The sequence below is a fragment of the Stenotrophomonas sp. genome, from assembly GCF_032103445.1.
Classification (GTDB): domain Bacteria; phylum Pseudomonadota; class Gammaproteobacteria; order Xanthomonadales; family Xanthomonadaceae; genus Stenotrophomonas.
On record NZ_DAMDFR010000006.1, the window covers coordinates 93,944 to 111,379 of the forward strand.

At 63.7% G+C, this 17,436-nt stretch carries 14 protein-coding genes; 4 read left to right on the top strand and 10 right to left on the bottom strand.

Going from position 1 to position 17,436, the window contains the following annotated elements:
* Positions 1–211 precede the first annotated feature (211 nt).
* The 6 genes from RT551_RS04165 to msuE all read right to left on the bottom strand — a co-directional run bounded on the left by RT551_RS04165 (position 212) and on the right by msuE (position 9,104).
* The gene (locus RT551_RS04165) at positions 212–2,263 is read right to left on the bottom strand and encodes an AAA family ATPase (RefSeq protein ID WP_313455890.1); all 2,052 of its coding nucleotides are present in this window, start codon (positions 2,261–2,263) and stop codon (positions 212–214) included.
* Positions 2,264–2,797: 534 nt separating this feature from the next.
* Positions 2,798–3,823, bottom strand: coding sequence for a low-specificity L-threonine aldolase (ltaE, locus tag RT551_RS04170; protein WP_313455892.1), 1,026 nt, complete (start codon positions 3,821–3,823; stop codon positions 2,798–2,800).
* A gap of 186 nt (positions 3,824–4,009) precedes the next feature.
* The gene (locus tag RT551_RS04175) at positions 4,010–6,232 is read right to left on the bottom strand and encodes a TonB-dependent receptor (RefSeq protein ID WP_313455894.1); all 2,223 of its coding nucleotides are present in this window, start codon (positions 6,230–6,232) and stop codon (positions 4,010–4,012) included.
* 208 nt (positions 6,233–6,440) lie between these two features.
* Positions 6,441–7,466 (bottom strand): methionine synthase, encoded by a 1,026-nt coding sequence (locus RT551_RS04180; protein ID WP_313455896.1) that lies wholly within the window; start codon positions 7,464–7,466, stop codon positions 6,441–6,443.
* Positions 7,467–7,475: 9 nt separating this feature from the next.
* Positions 7,476–8,474: a DUF1852 domain-containing protein gene (locus RT551_RS04185; protein WP_313455898.1), complete on the bottom strand. Its 999-nt coding sequence runs from the start codon at positions 8,472–8,474 to the stop codon at positions 7,476–7,478.
* Positions 8,475–8,522: 48 nt separating this feature from the next.
* Complete coding sequence (msuE, locus tag RT551_RS04190; RefSeq protein ID WP_313455900.1) at positions 8,523–9,104, bottom strand: FMN reductase; 582 nt, start codon at positions 9,102–9,104, stop codon at positions 8,523–8,525.
* A 76-nt stretch (positions 9,105–9,180) separates the two neighbouring features.
* Between msuE and RT551_RS04195 the strand changes: the two genes are divergently transcribed.
* Positions 9,181–10,095, top strand: a complete 915-nt coding sequence (locus RT551_RS04195) for a LysR family transcriptional regulator (RefSeq protein WP_313455901.1) — start codon at positions 9,181–9,183, stop codon at positions 10,093–10,095.
* On the top strand, positions 10,095–10,910 hold the full coding sequence (locus tag RT551_RS04200; protein WP_313455903.1) for a methylenetetrahydrofolate reductase: 816 nt from the start codon (positions 10,095–10,097) through the stop codon (positions 10,908–10,910). Before RT551_RS04195 ends, RT551_RS04200 begins: the two co-directional genes overlap by 1 nt.
* Positions 10,911–11,032: 122 nt before the next feature.
* Here the strand turns inward: RT551_RS04200 and RT551_RS04205 are convergent, their stop codons facing one another.
* Positions 11,033–11,500 (bottom strand): DUF6265 family protein, encoded by a 468-nt coding sequence (locus tag RT551_RS04205; protein WP_313455905.1) that lies wholly within the window; start codon positions 11,498–11,500, stop codon positions 11,033–11,035.
* 89 nt (positions 11,501–11,589) lie between these two features.
* Between RT551_RS04205 and RT551_RS04210 the strand changes: the two genes are divergently transcribed.
* Positions 11,590–12,474 carry an AraC family transcriptional regulator gene (locus tag RT551_RS04210; protein ID WP_313455906.1) on the top strand — a complete coding sequence of 295 codons (885 nt, stop codon included), beginning with the start codon at positions 11,590–11,592 and terminating at the stop codon, positions 12,472–12,474.
* Here RT551_RS04210 and RT551_RS04215 read toward each other — a convergent pair.
* The 3 genes from RT551_RS04215 to RT551_RS04225 form a co-directional block, all read right to left on the bottom strand.
* A complete protein-coding gene (locus RT551_RS04215; protein ID WP_313455908.1) occupies positions 12,432–13,058 on the bottom strand; it encodes a hypothetical protein in 627 nt (208 codons plus the stop codon). The two genes, RT551_RS04210 and RT551_RS04215, sit on opposite strands and share 43 nt — an antisense overlap.
* Positions 13,059–13,278: 220 nt before the next feature.
* A complete protein-coding gene (locus RT551_RS04220; protein ID WP_313455909.1) occupies positions 13,279–14,661 on the bottom strand; it encodes an aldehyde dehydrogenase family protein in 1,383 nt (460 codons plus the stop codon).
* A 15-nt stretch (positions 14,662–14,676) separates the two neighbouring features.
* A complete protein-coding gene (locus RT551_RS04225) occupies positions 14,677–16,332 on the bottom strand; it encodes an acetolactate synthase large subunit (RefSeq protein ID WP_313455911.1) in 1,656 nt (551 codons plus the stop codon).
* Between the two features lie 282 nt (positions 16,333–16,614).
* Between RT551_RS04225 and RT551_RS04230 the strand changes: the two genes are divergently transcribed.
* Positions 16,615–17,370 (top strand): hypothetical protein, encoded by a 756-nt coding sequence (locus tag RT551_RS04230; RefSeq protein WP_313455913.1) that lies wholly within the window; start codon positions 16,615–16,617, stop codon positions 17,368–17,370.
* Positions 17,371–17,436 lie beyond the last annotated feature (66 nt).

The following is a 17,436-nucleotide window of genomic DNA, read 5'->3' on the forward strand; positions in this document are numbered from 1 at the left end:
CGTCGCCATACTGGAGTCCTAGCACGCGCCCTTCGCAGAACCCGCACTTTCCCGCCTGAGCCTCACTAAAATCGGCTTTGAAGTCACTCCAGTGTGATGCGAAATTTGGTGGTGTTTTGGAAGATATGGCCGACTTTACCGCATCTCTGCTGGAGGACACTCTGCCATCAAATTCCCCGTTGACTTGCGGCCTACTTAGCTTGCGCATGGCTCAGCCCTCCACGTCCTTTGTACCGGAAAATAGATCATCAAGTCTGCGCCTTGCCACCTGGTCCGCATTTTCGGCAGCATCGCCCTCAAATACCGCTGCGGCTGCAATCGCCGCACGCTGAGCTTTTGTGGCTCCGAATCCAGGCATTCTAACTTGCAGAATTCTCTGCAGATCCGCCATTCGCGCATCCTGATCGACGTTCCGCCCTAATCGCTGCAAGAGTTCGCTGTGTTCAGTCATGAGCTGGAGCGTATCGAAATCCAACGTCGAGGACATGCCAAACCATGGTCCCGTTAGCACATCTTCCGCGCGGGACCCTTTTGGAACATCTATCTGCTCTTGTATGAGTGACCCATCTCTGGGACTCCTCGCGAGCACATGAAGCTCTCCGTTGCGAAGGCCGTGAACACACAGTGGATCGTGCGTGCTGACTATGAATCTTACAGCGGGAAACAGACATCTTAGATCCTCAACCAGGCGAATCTTCCATCGAGGATGCAAATGCAGTTCGATCTCATCGATCATTACAAGCCCTGGGGCGGACTCCATATCAAATGAGCCCTCTGAAAGATGGAACATCATGTCCATGGCTAGCGCAAGTATTGACTTGTAGCCACCGCTCACTCTATTCACTTGAGTGCCGTTGTAGTGCAGCCGACCACTCTTGCGTGCCAGTTTGTTGGGTAAGGCATCTGGAAGCAAGCGCTCAAGTCCGCTGGCTAGTAGTTCAAATTGGGCTTGGTTCACTCGTTGCCGGTTGCTCAGAACTGGCTCAGCATCAATCAGGGGGCTGAACGGGTCGAACAAGTTATCCGCGTTAGTGCCATTCTTGACTGTAGATGCGGTTGAACTGGAGCTTGGAAGAAGTCGCGTGCATCCATATCCAAGCACTACTGATGGTGGCACTTCTCCAGTAGTCTCGCCCGCATTGGAGTCCCTTGAAAAAGAGAGCCTTCGCTCTGAGCCGTCCGTATAGGTCAAATGGATGAATCCATTCTTAATATTGGCGTCATCACTGAGCCATTCTTTCGCAGACCCGAATCGGATTCGCTGGTCATCCGGCATCGCAGCAAGTGCGACTGCCTGCAGAATTGTAGTCTTGCCAACACCGTTCTCGCCGAGAAGCATGATCCAGGGCTGGCTGCTGTCGCACTCCCCGCTTTGGAGAGGAGGAAACTCAACCGTTGCCGAATCAACTCCCTTGAAGTTCTGAATCTCAATCTTCTCAATCCAAACCATGGTCGGCAGTTCCAGGCTCTGCACCGGGATTGAGGGTGGCGACGGAGTTTCCCCTGTGCCATCTTCCTGGGCTCCGTTCACGCCAGGAGTCAGGCCAGCCAGGACGCCAGCATTTGGTAGCAAGTTCAGCATCGCCCCTTCCAATGCAAGAGGCGACGCTTCCATCTCGAAGATCGTGGTTTGATCGACTCCCCCGGCGAGGAGCCTGTCTCGGCGCTGTGCACGCTGACGCATCAGATCAAATCGTTCCATCACGCGATGCGCGTCATTGAGACGCAGAACGCTGATCGTGACCTCGCCTCGCACGGAAAGTGCTGTTAGAGATCCACTATCGTCAAGGCGCATGTGTTGCTCGGGACGATCACTGCAAGGATCAAGCAGCAGGGGGCGCTCCGCGTTCAGCGCCGATCCAAAACTCATCGGCGCAGCTGCAGGTCCGTCGATCGGAAAGAGGTTCGCCTTGTTCCTGTTGCATGTAGCGCAGGCGAGATAAAGGTTCGTCCACTCAAATGCGAGCCACCAGTAGTGCTCAAGATCAACATGTCGTCGTGAGCGACCGGCTCGAGACCTTGGTCGGAAGTGGTCGATCGTATTTGCATGCCTTCCACAATATGAGCACCTGGAATTGAACTCGCTGATCAGTGCATCGCGGATGGCTTTGCCCACCCGAGGTGGGAAGTTGAAGTCTGGCCAACGATGTTCACGCTCGGCCATCTCTACGGAAAAGAACTTCTCGAAAGCGGCTAGATGTTTCTGTTGATACTCAATCAGCTCGGCCGGGGCCCCATTGGGCGAACGTTCGACAAATATCATCTGTGATCCCGCATTCCACCAAGAACTGTGACGATATTCTACGGCCTCAGGTGGAAGTTCGGAGTATCGGGCCGGCACCACCCTTCCGGACGGCAGTACACGGCATAGGGCTTGCTGTCATCGTCTTCGGGGCGCGTAACATGCTTCAGCCGACTGGGGTCCACCGCGATTGCGCTGTCATGCATGCCGATCGGCGCAGAAGAAGCGTCAATTGGGAAATCCATCGATGTGGTTGAGCACCTGTCGCGCACGGTGCCAGGCCCAACAGGATCGCTAGCAGTATCTCTCTCACGGGTTAGGCCCCTCTCTCGCCTTGATTGTGGGTTTGATGCGAGAAGGGGGAATAAGGGTTTAGGGCGTAGAGCGGGGCTTGCCCCGCTGCCATGTGCGCGCGAAGTGCAGCGGGGCAAGCCCGGCTCTACGGGGTATCGGCGTATGAGCCGGGTCAGCCCGGCATTAGGGCAGCTTCGGCGCATCAGCCAGGCGAGCCCGGCATCACGGGGGCACCGGCTCATCAGCCGGGTGAGCCCGGGATTACGCGGATGCGTTCTGGATCACGGCGACCGTGCGGTCGATGGCATTCCGGTCCACCTGCCAGTGGGTTACCAGCCGCATCTTGCCGCCGTACGGGCCGTTGGCACGGATGCCCACCGCGGCCAGCGCTGCGGTGAGCTGGTCTGCATCAACGGATTCGGGCAGCGCAAACCAGACCATGTTGATGTGCACATCATCCGAATCGACGGTGATGCCGGGTATGGCGGCCAGGCGGTCGGCGAGGTAGCGGGCATTGGCGTGGTCTTCACCCAGCCGCTTTGTCATTTCGGTCAGGGCGAGGATGCCCGGGGCAGCCAGCACGCCGGCCTGACGCCAGCCGCCGCCGAGCAGCTTGCGGTTGTAGCGGGCGCGTTTGATAAAGTCTGCCGGGCCGGCCAGGATCGAGCCGACCGGTGCTGCCAGGCCTTTCGACAGGCAGCACATGACGGTGTCGACGTGCTGGGTGATTTCTTTTACGTCACAGTTGAGGTGGGTGGCGGCGTTGAAGACCCGGGCGCCGTCGAGGTGGATGGGAATGCTGTGCCGACGCGCGATGGCGGCAGTTTCGGCCATGGTTGCCAGCGGAATCACCCGGCCGTTGCCGTGGGCATTCTCCAGGCAGATGAGCCCGGTGCGGGGGATGTGGATGTCCTCCCCTACCCGGATACGCGCCTCGATTTCTTTCGGGGGGAGCACGCCGCGATCGCTGGCGATGGTGCGCATCTGTACGCCGCTGATCACGGCGGCGGCACCATTTTCGTGCCAGACCAGGTGGGAGTCGTCGCCGGCGATCACTTCATCGCCGCGCCGGCAGTGGGTGAATACGGCGAGTTGGTTGCCGAATACGCCAGTGGGGACGAACAGGGCGGTTTCTTTGCCAAGCATCTGCGCGGCCAGGTGTTCGAGTTTGATTACCGTGGGGTCGTCGCCGTAGACGTCGTCGCCGACCTCGGCGCTGGCCATTGCCGCGCGCATTGCGGGCGTGGGTTGGGTGACGGTGTCGCTGCGAAGGTCGATCCACTGCATGTTCGGGGTTCCACTGGGTGAGTGCCGTGGAAGTATCGTTCATCCAGAACGCTGCTGGCGGGTCAATTCTGGTGTGGGACGTAGAGCGGGGCTTGCCCCGCTGCCGTTTGCGCAGCGAAGAGCAGCCGGGCAAGCCCGGCTCTACGAGGGGTCGCGCGAAGAGCAGCCGGGCTTGCCCGGATTCGCCTAGAAGGTGTACCGCACACCGAGCACCATGCTGCGGCCGCGCAGGGGCGACTGATCCTTGACGAACGAGGTGTGCACGTAAGCCTCCTTGTTCAGCAGGTTGGTGGCCCGGATGTAGAACTCGGCGGCCTGCCGCTCGGTCAGCTCCAGGCGGTAGGCGAACGTGGCATTGAGCATGTCGTAGCCCTTGGTGCGCGTCTCGTACGAGGCGATCCTGTTCTGCGCGTAGGTGTGGTAGTACTCGGCGTCGAGCGAATACGGCCCGCTGGACCACGCGTGGCGCACGCCGAGGCGGCCCGGCGGAATGCGCGGCAGGTTGTCGTCCTCGCTCTTCAGGTCGGCGCGCACGTAGTCGCCGAACAGCGTGGTGCGATGGCCGGCACCGTACTGCAGGCTGATCTGGCCATCCACGCCCTTCAGGGTCGCATCGGCGGCGGTGTACAGCAGGTAGTTGTGCGGTACGCCGGTTTCGTTCTCGGTCTCGATCAGGCGTGCGAACACGTAATCCTTGATGTCCTGATGGAACAGGCCCACCTCATACTCGAGCACGCCGCCAACCTTGCGGAAGGTCAGGTCGACTGATCGGGTCGTTTCCAGTACGTCGGTACGGCTGTCAGGGAAGGTGTCGGACACGCTGCCGGAGCGCACCAGGCCCACTTCGTAGCTGTTGGAGGCCAGGTTGTTGCCGTAGGCGTAGAGCTCGCGGACGCTGGGTGCGCGTTCGGTGCGGGCAACGTTCAACGACGCGGAGTAGCCGTCACGAATGTTCCAGGTGGCACCCAGCGATGCGGAGAACGGATTCTGGCGCGTGGTCGGGTTCCTGTTCTGGAAGATATCCACGTCCGATTCCCTGATGACATTCTTCCAGTCCGGGCCGTACCAGCTGGAGAAGAGCTCTTCATAGAAGGGCGTGAAGTTGACCCGGAACTCGGGCACGGGAACCCGGATGTCGCGCCAGTCCTTGCGCAGACCGATATCGAGGTCGATGGGGCCGAACGAGCGTGATTCGCTGAGGAAGACAGCCTTGTTGCGGGTGTTCTGGTAGTTCGGTGGCACGAAGCCATAGCCGTTTTCGGGGAACGCCACGTGCAGGTTGTTGACGTTGAGGCCACCGAAGGTACCCTCGGTGTACTGCACGCCAAAGGTGCCGGTGAAGCCGAACAGCGGCTTGTGGGTCAGTTCGATGCGGCCGTCGTCCACCTCGTTGGTGTAGCGATTGAACAACGCCGGGCCATCGATCTCGTCGTGCTGGTAGTCGGTGTGCGAGAGGCGCAGCCGCACATGCGAGAAGCCCGGTAGCGGATCGTCATAGTCGGCGCGGATGTCGGTTCGTTCGCTGCGCACCTTGATGTAGGCGGTGTGGTCGTCCGACGACCCGAACGGATCCTCATAGGAACCGTGCGCCTCGCAGTGCAGGTCGATGCCGTGGGTGTGGCAGACGCCGTTTTTGTGTGAGTGCCCTGGCAGGCCGTACTTGCTGTCCTGGCGGGTGAAGGCTGCACCGATGTAGCCGCGGTCGGTGATCCAGGATGCGCCTGCCGAGGCGGTGGTGCCTTCGGCGAAGGAGTCCTGCAGGGTGCCGCCGGGAATGTCGTAGTCATCGGCGTTGTGGCGGGCGACCTCGGCGTGCAGGCCGACCTGCCCTACCCCGGCGGTGATGCGGCCAACGCCGGTCTTTTCCTGGTCGCCCGATCCCAGGCGCACTTCCGCCGCGCCGGTGACGCCGTTTTCAGGCAGCCGGGTGGGAATGCGGCCGTCAATCAGGTTGACGGCACCGTTCATGGCGTTGCCGCCGTACAGCACGGCCGCCGGGCCGCGGATGACTTCGATGGAATCCAGCAGCAGGGGATCGGTGCCGATGGCGTGGTCCGGCGACACCGAAGAGGCGTCGAACACGGGGGCACCGTCGGACAGAATTTCGATGCGTGGGAGGGTCTGGCCACGGATGACCGGGCGCGAGGCACCGCCGCCGAAGTTGTCCAGGTGCACACCGGGAAGACCGGCGAGTGTCTCGCCCAGTCCGCCCTGGCGCCGGTGGACCAGGGCGTCGCCGCTGAGGATGTCGGTGGGCAGTGGGGCCAGGACGGTTCTTCTGCCCTTCTCGGCAGTGACCCGCAGTTCGTCGAGTTCTACCGGGGTTCGAGTGGCGGCGTCCTCCGCGAAGGCACAGGCGGGGGCGAACATCAGGCTGGCAATGGCGGACGACAGGACGCGGTGCTTCATCGGGCTCGTTCGTGAGGATGTGAAAGTAATAGCATAACATTACATTCACTCGAGCCGCAGGTGCGCAGAGCGGGGCTTGCCCCGCTGGGTGGGTGCGTGCGAAGAGCAGCCGGGCAAGCCCGGCTCTACGGGTGCGACGGTTATCCGACCGAGCGCCGGTTGTCCGATCGTGCGTGGCTGGATCGGACGTCCAGTGGCCGGCTTGGAATTACAGCTCGCCTCGCACGATGGCAGCACCGGCCGCCAGCGCCTGCAGCTTGCCGCGCGCCACACTGCGGGCCAACGGAGCCATGCCGCAGTTGGTGCTGGGATACAGCTTGTCCGCATCCACGAACTTCAGGGCTTTGCGCAAGGTGGCGGCCACCTCTTCCGGGGTCTCAACAGTGTTGGACGCCACATCAATCGCCCCCACCATCACCTTCTTGCCACGTACCAGCTCGATCAGATCAATCGGCACGTGCGAGTTGTGGCATTCCAGCGAGATGATGTCGATGCTGGACTGCTGCAGCTTCGGGAACGACTCCTCATACTGGCGCCACTCCGAACCCAGCGTCTGCTTCCAATCGGTGTTGGCCTTGATGCCATAGCCATAGCAGATGTGCACCGCGGTCTCGCACTTGAGGCCTTCAATGGCACGTTCCAGCGCAGCGACGCCCCAGTCGTTGACCTCATCGAAGAACACATTGAAGGCGGGCTCGTCGAACTGGATGATGTCCACGCCGGCGGCTTCCAGCTCGCGTGCTTCCTGGTTGAGGAGCTTCGCAAACTCCCAGGCCAGCTTCTCGCGGCTCTTATAGTGTGCGTCGTACAGGGTGTCGATCATGGTCATCGGACCCGGCAGCGCCCATTTGATCGGCTGCTTGGTCTGGCCGCGCAGGAATCTAGCGTCGTCCACAAACACCGGCTTCGGCCGGCTAACTTCGCTTACCACGGTAGGCACGCTGGCGTCGTAGCGGTTACGGATGCGCACGGTTTCACGCTTCTCGAAGTCCACGCCGCTGAGGTTCTCAATGAACGTGGTCACGAAATGCTGGCGGGTCTGTTCGCCGTCGCTGACGATGTCGATGCCGGCGTGCTGCTGTTCCTGCAGCGACAGACGCAGGGCGTCCTGCTTGGCTTCAGTCAGAGCCTCGCCTTCCAGCTTCCAGGGCGACCACAGCTTTTCAGGTTCGGCCAGCCACGAGGGCTTGGGCAGGCTTCCGGCGGTCGAGGTGGGCAGCAGTGTGTTCGTCATGTGCGTGGTTCAGGCCTTTGCGGTGGATGCGGACCAGTTGGCGGCCCACTGGTTGAGCGTGTGCTGGTGGGGTTTGATGAAGGTTTCCTCGGTGAACCGGCCCTGCTTGACCGCCAGCTGGCTGCGCTCTTCGCGGTCATAGACAATGCGGGTGGCCGAGTAGTCCTCGTGCTTCAGGCTGGGCTGGTAGACCTTCCCTGCCGTGGAGTTGGCGTTGTAGATCTCCGGGCGGTAGATCTTCTGGAAGGCTTCCATCGTGGCGATGGTGGCGATCAGTTCCGCATTGGAATAGTCGCCCAGCAGGTCGCCCTGGAAGTAGAACGCCAGCGGGGCCACGCTGCGCGGCGGCATGAAGTAGCGCACTCGCAGGCCCATCTTGCCGAAGTAGTCATCGGTGGGCGAGAACTCGCTCTGCTTGTACTCCACGCCCAGAATGGGATGATGGTTCTCGGTGCGGTGATAGGTCTTGCTGCTGGAAACGCTGATGCAGATCACCGGCGGCTTGGCGAAGTTGGCCCGGTAGGCGTCCGAACCGAGGAAGTGCCGGAACAGCTTGCCGTGCAGGTCGCCGAAGTCCTCTGGTGCGGAGAACGACGGCTTGCCTTCGTTGTGCTGGGGCAGCAGCACGCTGAAGTCGTAGTCGCGCACATACGACGAGAAATTGTTGCCGACGATGCCATCGGTGCGCGCGCCGGTCTGCTTGTCGACGATGGTGGTCTTGAGCATTTCGATCAGCGGAAAGGTTTCGCCGTCACTGCCCTGCTCCACCTGCATCTCCACCGTGATGATGTCCAGCTCCACCGCGTAACGGTCGGCATTGGGGTTGTCCCAGTGCGCCAGGTCGTTGAAGCGGTTGTCGATCATCCGCAGCGTGTTGCGCAGGTTTTCCTGGCGGCGTTCGCCCCGCGCGAGGTTGGCGAAGTTGGTGGTGATGCGGGTGCCGTCGGCCGGACGATAGTTCTCGTCGAAGGCGATGCGCTTGATGCTGAAAGTGAAGTCGTGGCTCATGGTGACCTGCCGTGATGGTTTGATGCTGAAGGTGGGTTGCAAGATGGCTCAGGCCGCCGCGACGGCGCTGGCAGCGCGTGGCTCGGTGCGCCGGGCGAGCTCAAGCAGGGGAATGGCGCGCTGCACGGCGAGCTGCGCGCGATCCAGCAGCGCCGCGTTGTGCAGCCGGCCGTCCAGGAAGTCGCTGTCGGTGGCGTAGACGCCAAGCGGCAAGGTGCGCGCCTGGAAGAAGCTGAACAACGGGCGCAGCTGGTGGTCGATCACCAGCGAGTGGCGCTCGCTGCCGCCGGTGGCGGCCAGCAGAATCGGGGTGTCGACCAGTGCGTCCTGGTCGATGAAGTCGAAGAAGTGCTTGAACAGGCCGGTGTAGGAGCCGCGGTAGACCGGGGTCGTCACCACCAGAATGTCGGCCTGCTCCACCGCCGCCAGTTCTTGCTCCACCGATGCCGGCAGCTGGCTGCGCCAGGTGGTACCGGCCAGCTGCGGCGCGACTTGGCCGAGTTCGACCAGGCGTCGCTCACAGGGAAGGTGCTCCCCGATCAGGTCCATCAGGTGCTGGCAGAGGGCGGCGGCGCGGGAGGTGCGCTGCAGCCCCCCGGAGACGGCTACTACGCGGAGGGGATGTGTCATTGAATCGATGCTAGCGGCGGCCTCCCATGACGTAAAATGGTATTACTTCACGTATCCATGAGCCGGATTCATCGTCATGCTGGAACGCATCCACCTCAGCATCGTCCAGCAGGTTGAGCAGCAGGGGTCGCTGACCGCTGCCGCCGGCGTGCTGAACCTCACCCAGTCGGCCCTGAGTCACAGCATGAAGAAGCTGGAGCAGCAGCTCGGCACCCCGATCTGGCTGCGGGAAGGCCGCAGCCTGCGCCTGACCCAGGCCGGACAGTATCTGCTGGCGGTGGCCAACCGCGTGCTGCCGCAACTGGACCTGGCCGAGGAGCGGTTGGGCCAGTTCGCCCAAGGGGAACGGGGCGCGCTGCGCATCGGCATGGAGTGCCACCCCTGCTATCAGTGGCTGCTGAAGATCGTGTCGCCCTATCTGGCTGCGTGGCCGGACGTGGACGTGGATGTGAAGCAGAAGTTCCAGTTCGGCGGCATCGGGGCCTTGTTCGGGTATGAGATCGACCTGCTGGTCACCCCCGACCCGCTGCTGAAGCCCGGGCTGCGCTTCGTGCCGGTGTTCGATTATGAGCAGGTGCTGGTGGTGGCCAAAGATCATCGGCTGGCCAAGGCGGCGTTCGTCGAGCCGCAGCAGCTGACCCCGGAAGTTCTGATCAGCTACCCGGTACCGATTGAGCGGCTGGACATCTACAACCAGTTCCTCCTTCCCGCCGGGGTCAGCCCGCGGCGGCACAAGGCGATTGAAACCACCGACATCATGATGCAGATGGTGGCCAGCGGCCGCGGTGTGGCGGCCATGCCGCGCTGGCTGGTGGAGGAATACGCGGCGAAGATGCCGGTGGTTCCCGTCCGCCTTGGGGCAAATGGCATTCCCAAGCAGATTTATCTGGGGGCCCGGGAAGCCGACGTTGATGTCGACTATCTGCGCGCGTTCGTCGAACTGGCCCGGCACAGCGACACCAGCGGTGTCCGATCGAGCGTGCTCGGCTGATGGACGCCTGGTCGATGGAAGTCAGTGCGCGCGGCATTCCGGCACTACGCTCGGTGGCCGAGCGGATGCCGGCCGGAACGCTGATCGCCATTCCCTATCTGCCGAGTGAAGATGACGAGGCGCGGCTGGCAGCCGCCCGCGCGGTGCGTGAGCTCGGCTTCGAGCCGATGCCGCACCTTTCGGCGCGGCGCATCGAATCGCGCCCGGCACTGGAGCGCTTCATCAGCCGTGCCGTGGCCGAAGCAGGCGTCGAGCAGTGTTTTGTGATTGCTGGCGATCCGTCCGCGCCGTCAGGTCCCTTTGCTGACAGTGGCTCGCTGATCGCGACCGGCGTGCTGGAAAGCTCCGGCATCCGCGCGGTGGCGGTGGGCGGGCATCCGGAAAGCCATCCGGTGATGAGCGCTGAACAACGCTGGCAGGCGTTGCAGCACAAGTGTGAGGTCATCGAGCAGCGCGGCATGGCCCCTTCAATCGTGACCCAGTTCGCTTTCGATGCCGGGATCGTGCTGGGCTGGCTGCAGGAACTGCGCCGCCGGGGCATTTCGCATCCGGTGCGTGTCGGTGTACCCGGTCCTGCCAGCGTGGCGGTGCTGGCCCGTTATGCCGTGATGTGCGGCGTGGGGGCGTCGACTTCGATGCTGGCGCGGTACGGCGTTTCGATTGGCAAGCTGCTGGGTACGGCGGGGCCTGGCGTTTTCGTGGACCAGCTGAGTCATGGCATGACCGAGGCGCATGGACACGTCAGCCTGCATTTCTTCCCGTTCGGTGGAATCGCGCAGTCGTTGCAGTGGATCGAGGCGCGGCGCGCACGGTGATCGTATTACGGGATTGCGCTCTGTCGTAGAGCGGGGCTTGCCCCGCTGCCTTTCGCGCGCGGCATGGCATGTGGGTGGTTCAGCGGGGCAAGCCCCGCTCTACGGGATGCATTCCCCATGGTTCACCGGTTCGGTTTGCAGCGATGGTAGTCGAACGGAATCTGCAGCTGGGTGTCGTCCTCGCCAGGACCGGAAATGACCGCATGCAGCGCCTCTCCCTCGATTCGGTATTCGATCCGGTTCGGAAACTCATGGGCAGGGTTCTCGAACACGACCCAGCCCTCACCCTGGCTGGAAATGGTGAACAACGTCGCCGGCACACCATTGGGCTGCACATGGAACCCCGCGTCCTTGCCGGCTGGCACCAGGCGCATGAACTCAAATGACTCGAGGGTGTCCCCGGACAAGGTGCGGGACATGCCCAGCAGTGCGCCGCCGGCCTGCGGCAGCCACACCTCCTCGATCTTTCGCTGCTCCGTGCCGCCACACCAGTGGCCGGCCAGCCAATCGAAGTCCGCCCCCGCAGCATTGGCCGCCCCGCTCCCCAGTGCCAGGCCCGCACCCAGCAGGGCTACCGTCGTCTTGGTCATGTTCGCGCTTCCTTGGTCCGTTCCCTGCAGGCTAGCGGCAACCGGCCGGACCTGCTTGTAAAAAAGCGCAGTCTGCGCTCCGATGGCGCATGGACTACGCCGAGTACCCTGCCCCTGCCGATCTGCGCCGCCATGTGCGGTGTTTGTGGCAGTTGCGGGACGACACGCCCAGTGACGACATCCAGGTGATCTACCCGGATGGCTGTTGCGAGCTGCTTGCAGAACTCGGGACACCGCTGCAGATGCATGCCGCGGATGACCAGGTCCGGTCCGATCAGCCGTTCTGCTTCGCCGCTCAGCAGCGCGGGCCGGTACGCCTGCAGGCGGTGGGTCCCGTGTTCTGCATCGGCGTGCGTCTGCAGCCAGCGGTCAGTGCGCTGGTGGCCGGTGCACGGTTGGCCAGCCTGCGCGACCATGCACCGGACCTGCATACGCTTGACGGTGCTTTCGCGCAGGGGTTTGCGGCCGCTGCCCGGGCCAGCGCAGCCGCAGACGATCCCGAGCCGCTTTGGCAGTTTCTGCGCCCGTTCTGCAACGCCTTCGCGCTGCACGAGAAGATCGAAAAGGCCGTGGCGCTGCTCGACGCGGCGGAGGGTGATATGCGGATCAGCGCGCTGGCGAAGACACTGGGCGTTTCGTTACGCACACTGCAGCCGGGATTTCTTGCCGCGGTGGGCATGACTCCCAAGGAGTACGCCCGGGTGCGGCGACTGCAGGCCTTGCTGCAGTCGCTGGATGAAGAGGAGCCGGACATCGCTGCGGCAGCGGCACGGCATGGTTACAGCGACCAGGCGCATGCCACGCACGACCTGGTGCGCTGGACCGGCAGCACACCGGCGGCCCTGGTGCGGGCCCTGCGAGGCGATCGCGGCAGCGAGGACGCGCTGCGACTGGCGGCCGCGTTCGTACGCGGCACCAGTGCGGGCCGACCTCAGGGGGAGCGACGGATTCCCAGTGCGACGGCCTGGGTGTAGGAAATCCGCAGCAGGTCCCCGCGTTTCACGTTGGGCAGTTTGGCACGCAGGTCCGGGCGCTCGACAGCGATGAGCTGGGTGTTGCCGCTTTCACCGCGCAAGGCAATGGTGCCGCGCTCTGGATTCACTGCGGCCACTTCGGTGACCAGGCTGATCGTGTTGGAGCGAGCACCGCCCGGTACATCTCCCCGATTGGGCACGGTGCGGGCCTGGGTGGCGGTTGCGCCCAGCGGTGCGCTGCCTGCGGGCTCCAGTTCAAGCGCGACGGCGGCGCGATAGTCGAGCGCGACCTGGTCGCCGACTTTCAGCTGGTTGAAGTTACGGATGTCCTCGCCAGCCACGATTTCCACGCTGCTGCCGTCACTGCCGGTGACGGTGACTTCACGGGTGCTGGTGTTGAGGGCGGTGATCTGGCCCTGGAGGGTGGCGCCGGTGGAGGCGGCGGTGACCGGGCCAGGGAGTTCGCGCGGCGGCGGCGGTGGTGGCGGGGTGTCGGCGACGGGCGGTGTGGAGGATTGGCAGGCGGTGATGGCTACGGTCAGGGCGATGGCCGTGGCTATGGGCTTCAAGGCGGGCTTCTGCATGGGGTGCTCCAGGTGGCGCATGGCCGGTACCTGGTATTGCAGCAGGTGGGGGGTGTTGGTGCGCCAGTAGTAGTACTGGCGCTTGGGCCGAAAAGTTACCGCTTGGGGTGGATTGTTCAGCCACGCATGGCGTGGCTCTACGCGGCGTTCAAAGTATCCCGATGGGTTTCGGGCCGGATGTTCGGCGTGACAGTATTTCCGGTTCGTACCCGGACGGAGGTCAGGGGCGGCGCAGGAGGATCATTTTTTCCTGGGACATGTCGCGCATGGTGTACGGGATGCCGCCGGTGCCGTAGCCGGATTCACGGCGACCGGCGAATGGCATCCAGTCGGTACGGAACGCGGTCGGGTCGTTGACCATCACTGCGGAGGCATCCAGGCGGTTGGCTGCGCGCATGGCGATGTCGATGTCCTGGGCGAAAATGCTGGCCTGGAAGGCGGTCGGCAGCGCGTTGGCGCGGGCGATGGCGTCGTCGAGTTCGCTGTAGCGGTACACAGCCACGACCGGGCCGAACACTTCCTGCGTGGTCACCCTTGCATCAGCAGCGGGGTTGAGCAGGACGGTGGGCTGCAACGTGGTTTCTGACAGGCGCTTGCCGCCGGTGGCCAGTTGCGCCCCACCCTTCACCGCTTCGTCAATCCACTCGGCGACCCGGTCCGCTTCACGGATCTGAATCAGCGGGCCGACTTCGGTGTCCTTCAACGTCGGGTCGCCCGTGCGCAGCTTCTCCACCCGGGCAATGAGTGCCTGGGTGAAATCGTCGGCAATGGCGTCATGCACGAAGATGCGCTGGGTGGACACGCACACCTGCCCGGCGTGGTAGTAGCCGCCCTTCACGATGGGTTCGATGATCTTGCCGAGGTCGGCGCTGCGGTCCACGATGGCCGGTGCCACGCCGCCGTGCTCCAGTGCCGAGCGCGCACCGTGCGCCAGCTTGGCATGCAGCGACCAGCCCACCTTGGCCGAGCCGATGAAGCTCAGGAAGGCAACGCGCTTGTCGGTGGCGAGTGCTTCGGCCAGTTCGTTGCCATCTGGCAGGAAGGTCTGCGCCCACGGCTCCGGCAGGCCGGCTTCGTGGGCCATGGCGACGAACTCCAGGCACGACAGCGGCGTGGCCGAGGCCGGCTTGATGATCACCGGGCAGCCCACCGCAATGGCCGGTGCCACCTGGTGCACGATCAGGTTCAACGGATGATTGAACGCCGAGATCGCCGCCACGATGCCAATCGGCTCCTTGGTGGTGAAGGCCCAGCGATTGTCCGCTGCCGCCGAAAGTCCCATCGGGATCTCGCGGCCGGAAAAATTGCGCAGCTCATCGGCGGCGTTGTGCACGCCATCAATGGCGCGATTGGTTTCCACAATGGCGTCCGGCAGTGGCTTGCCACCCTCGCGCGCGATCTGCATGGCCAGATGATCGCGCCTGGCCTCCATCAGTGCCGCCAGGCGGCGCAGGATCGCCATGCGCTGGTGCGGCGGCAGCCAGTTGTCACGATTCTTGAACACCTTCTCGGCGGCGCTGAGCTTGCGCTCCAGTGCGGCGGCATCATCAAAGGGGACTTCCGCGATCGTGGCGCGGTCGAAGGCCTGTACTACGGTAAGCATGGGGGATTCCTTGAGTTACGCACAGCCGACATCGGGCGTGCGGTTGCGCAGTTCGTTGACCAGAACGCGGGTGTTTTCGGAGTAGTCGATGGGCACGTCCAGCAGGTGGACGCCACCGCCGGCGAAGGCCGCTTCGATGCTGGGCGCCAGGTCTTCCACCGCGGTGACCCGGGTGCCCTTGGCCCCATAGGCTTCGGCATAGCGCACGAAATCCGGGTTACCAAAACGCATGCCGAAGTCCTCGAAGCCATCCACCGCCTGCTTCCAGCGGATCATGCCGTAGGCGCTGTCGTTGAGGATCAGCACCACCAGGTTCAGGCCCAGCCGCACGGCGGTTTCCATCTCCTGCGAGTTCATCATGAAGCCGCCATCGCCGCACACGGCCAGCACGCGGCGCTGCGGGTACAGCATGGACGCCATCATCGCCGAAGGCAGGCCTGCACCCATGGTGGCCAAAGCGTTGTCCAGCAGCAGCGTGTTGGCGACATGGGTGCGGTAGTTGCGGGCGAACCAGATCTTGTACATGCCGTTGTCGAGGCAGACGATGCCGTCCTCGGGCATGGCCTCGCGCACGTCATGCACCAGCCGCTGCGGGGTGACCGGGAAACGGTCCTCCTCGGCGCGGTCATTGAGACGGGCCAGGATTTTCTGGCGCAGCTCCATCATGCCGGCGTCTTCACTGAGCTTTCCCTCCAGCCGATCCGCCAGCGCACCGACGGTGCTACCGATATCACCGAGCACTTCGATATCCGGCTGGTAGACCTGCTCCACCGTGGCGGACTGGAAGCCCACATGGATCACCTTGGGCCCACCGCCGCTCTTCATCAGGAACGGCGGTTTCTCCACGGTGTCGTGGCCGATGGCGATGATCAGATCCGCACGGGCAACGGCCTCATGCACGTAGTCGCCCTCGGACAATGCCGCGGTGCCCATGTAGAGGTTGGAGCCGCCGGTGACCGCGCCCTTGCCCATCTGCGTGTTGAAGAACGGCAGGCGGGTGCGGGTCACGAAAGCGGAAAGGTCGTCAGCGAGCCAGGGGCGGCTGCCGGCGGCACCGATCATCACCAGCGGTCGCTTGGCGGCCAGAATGGCGGCAGCCGCGCGGTCCAGTGCTGCGGCCGGGGCAACCGGTCGCTCCAGCGGGTGCACCGGCACCACGGGGACGGCCTCGACCTCCTCGCCCGCAATGTCCTCCGGCAGCTCGAGGTGCACGGGGCCCGGGCGCTCTTCCATCGCGACGCGGAAGGCGTCGCGCACGGTGGCCGGAATCGCGGCCGCGTTGACGATCTGGCGGGTCATTTTGGTCAACGGCTTCATCGAGGCCACGATGTCCACGATCTGGAACCGCGCCTGCTTGGCACTCATGACCGCCTTCTGGCCGGTGATCAGGATCAACGGCCACGCGCCCAGGTGGGCGTAGGCGGCACCGGTCGAGAAGTTCAGCGCACCGGGGCCTAGCGTTGCCAAGCAGACGCCAGGTCGCCCTGTCAGCCGGCCGTGGGTAGCGGCCATGAAGGCGGCTGCCTGTTCATGCCGGGTGAGGACCAGTTCGATGCGGGAGTTGCGGAGGGATTCCAGGAAATCGAGGTTTTCCTCGCCTGGGACGCCGAAGATGCGGTCGACGCCTTCGTTTTCCAGGGCGGCGACGAGAAGATCCGAGCCTTTGGGCATGGTTTCGATCCGTGTGAGGGATGCAAATGACTATACGCCCGGGGGTGTGGTCACGGCGGCAACAGACTGTTCCCAGGTGACGGTGATGCGGGGTGCCAGATCCCCGTAGAGCCACGCCCTGCGTGGCTGCGGGGTGCCCGGCCAAGACGCAGCCACGCAGGGCGTGGCTCTACGACATTTGACGGGTCGCGTAGTAACGGGCCATGCGCGTCCGCCGGCCCAGTAGGATCGTGCTTCAGAACGGTCTATAGTCCGCCTCATTCACGGACACGGCAGAACGCAATGCCCTTTATCGGAATTGGACTCCACGTACTCGCGGCCATCTTCTTTGCGGTGCACGCCATCCGCTCTGGCCAGAACCTCTATTGGCTGCTCCTGCTTTTCATGTTCCCTCTGCTGGGTAGCGTGGTCTATTTTCTGGCGATCTACTTCCCGGAAATCCGCCACTCGCGCGGTGCCCGGCAGGTGGCGCGCACGGCAAACCAGCTGATCAATCCAGGACGGGAGCTGCGCGAGGCACGGGAACGGCTGGCCCATGCACCGACCCTGCAGAACCGTATCCAATTGGCGACGCTGCTGCTGGAGTCCGGGCAGGCGCAGGAGGCGCGCCCCCTCTTTGAGCAGGCGGCGGGTTCACCGCTCGGTGACGAGCCTCACATCCTGACGGGCCTGGCGCAGGCGCGGCTTGAATCCGGGGAGCCGCTGCTTGCGGCGGAGACCCTTGAGGGTATGTTTGCCCGCCACCCTGAAATGCGTCGCAAACCGCAGCCAGCGCTACTGTATGCCGAGGCATTGGCGGCCGCGGGGTCTTCCGGGGCACGTGAGGCTTTCAACCACGCCGTAGACTGTGGCAACGAACCTTCGGCCCGCTGCCGCTATGCCGATTGGCTGTTGACTCAAGCCGATGCGGCTGATCGGGAGCAGGCGCGCTCGCTGTTTGCGGGGATTGTCGAAGATGCCCGCCATTGGACCCGCTTCGCGCGCGATCACAACGCCCCGTGGCTGGAGCGCGCCAAAGCCGCGATGAAGGGGGCGTAGAGCCACGCCCTTGAGGTGACCCCCAAAAGCTGGACATGCGGCTAGGGCATGGTGGCCTGGGTCCGG

Coding starts and splice junctions, on each gene's coding strand:
- RT551_RS04165 (WP_313455890.1), bottom strand. CDS start 2,263: ATGATATTTGTCGAACGTTCGCCCAATGGGGCCCCGGCCGAGCTGATT.
- ltaE (WP_313455892.1), bottom strand. CDS start 3,823: ATGCAGTGGATCGACCTTCGCAGCGACACCGTCACCCAACCCACGCCC.
- RT551_RS04175 (WP_313455894.1), bottom strand. CDS start 6,232: ATGAAGCACCGCGTCCTGTCGTCCGCCATTGCCAGCCTGATGTTCGCC.
- RT551_RS04180 (WP_313455896.1), bottom strand. CDS start 7,466: ATGACGAACACACTGCTGCCCACCTCGACCGCCGGAAGCCTGCCCAAG.
- RT551_RS04185 (WP_313455898.1), bottom strand. CDS start 8,474: ATGAGCCACGACTTCACTTTCAGCATCAAGCGCATCGCCTTCGACGAG.
- msuE (WP_313455900.1), bottom strand. CDS start 9,104: ATGACACATCCCCTCCGCGTAGTAGCCGTCTCCGGGGGGCTGCAGCGC.
- RT551_RS04195 (WP_313455901.1), top strand. CDS start 9,181: ATGCTGGAACGCATCCACCTCAGCATCGTCCAGCAGGTTGAGCAGCAG.
- RT551_RS04200 (WP_313455903.1), top strand. CDS start 10,095: ATGGACGCCTGGTCGATGGAAGTCAGTGCGCGCGGCATTCCGGCACTA.
- RT551_RS04205 (WP_313455905.1), bottom strand. CDS start 11,500: ATGACCAAGACGACGGTAGCCCTGCTGGGTGCGGGCCTGGCACTGGGG.
- RT551_RS04210 (WP_313455906.1), top strand. CDS start 11,590: ATGGACTACGCCGAGTACCCTGCCCCTGCCGATCTGCGCCGCCATGTG.
- RT551_RS04215 (WP_313455908.1), bottom strand. CDS start 13,058: ATGCAGAAGCCCGCCTTGAAGCCCATAGCCACGGCCATCGCCCTGACC.
- RT551_RS04220 (WP_313455909.1), bottom strand. CDS start 14,661: ATGCTTACCGTAGTACAGGCCTTCGACCGCGCCACGATCGCGGAAGTC.
- RT551_RS04225 (WP_313455911.1), bottom strand. CDS start 16,332: ATGCCCAAAGGCTCGGATCTTCTCGTCGCCGCCCTGGAAAACGAAGGC.
- RT551_RS04230 (WP_313455913.1), top strand. CDS start 16,615: ATGCCCTTTATCGGAATTGGACTCCACGTACTCGCGGCCATCTTCTTT.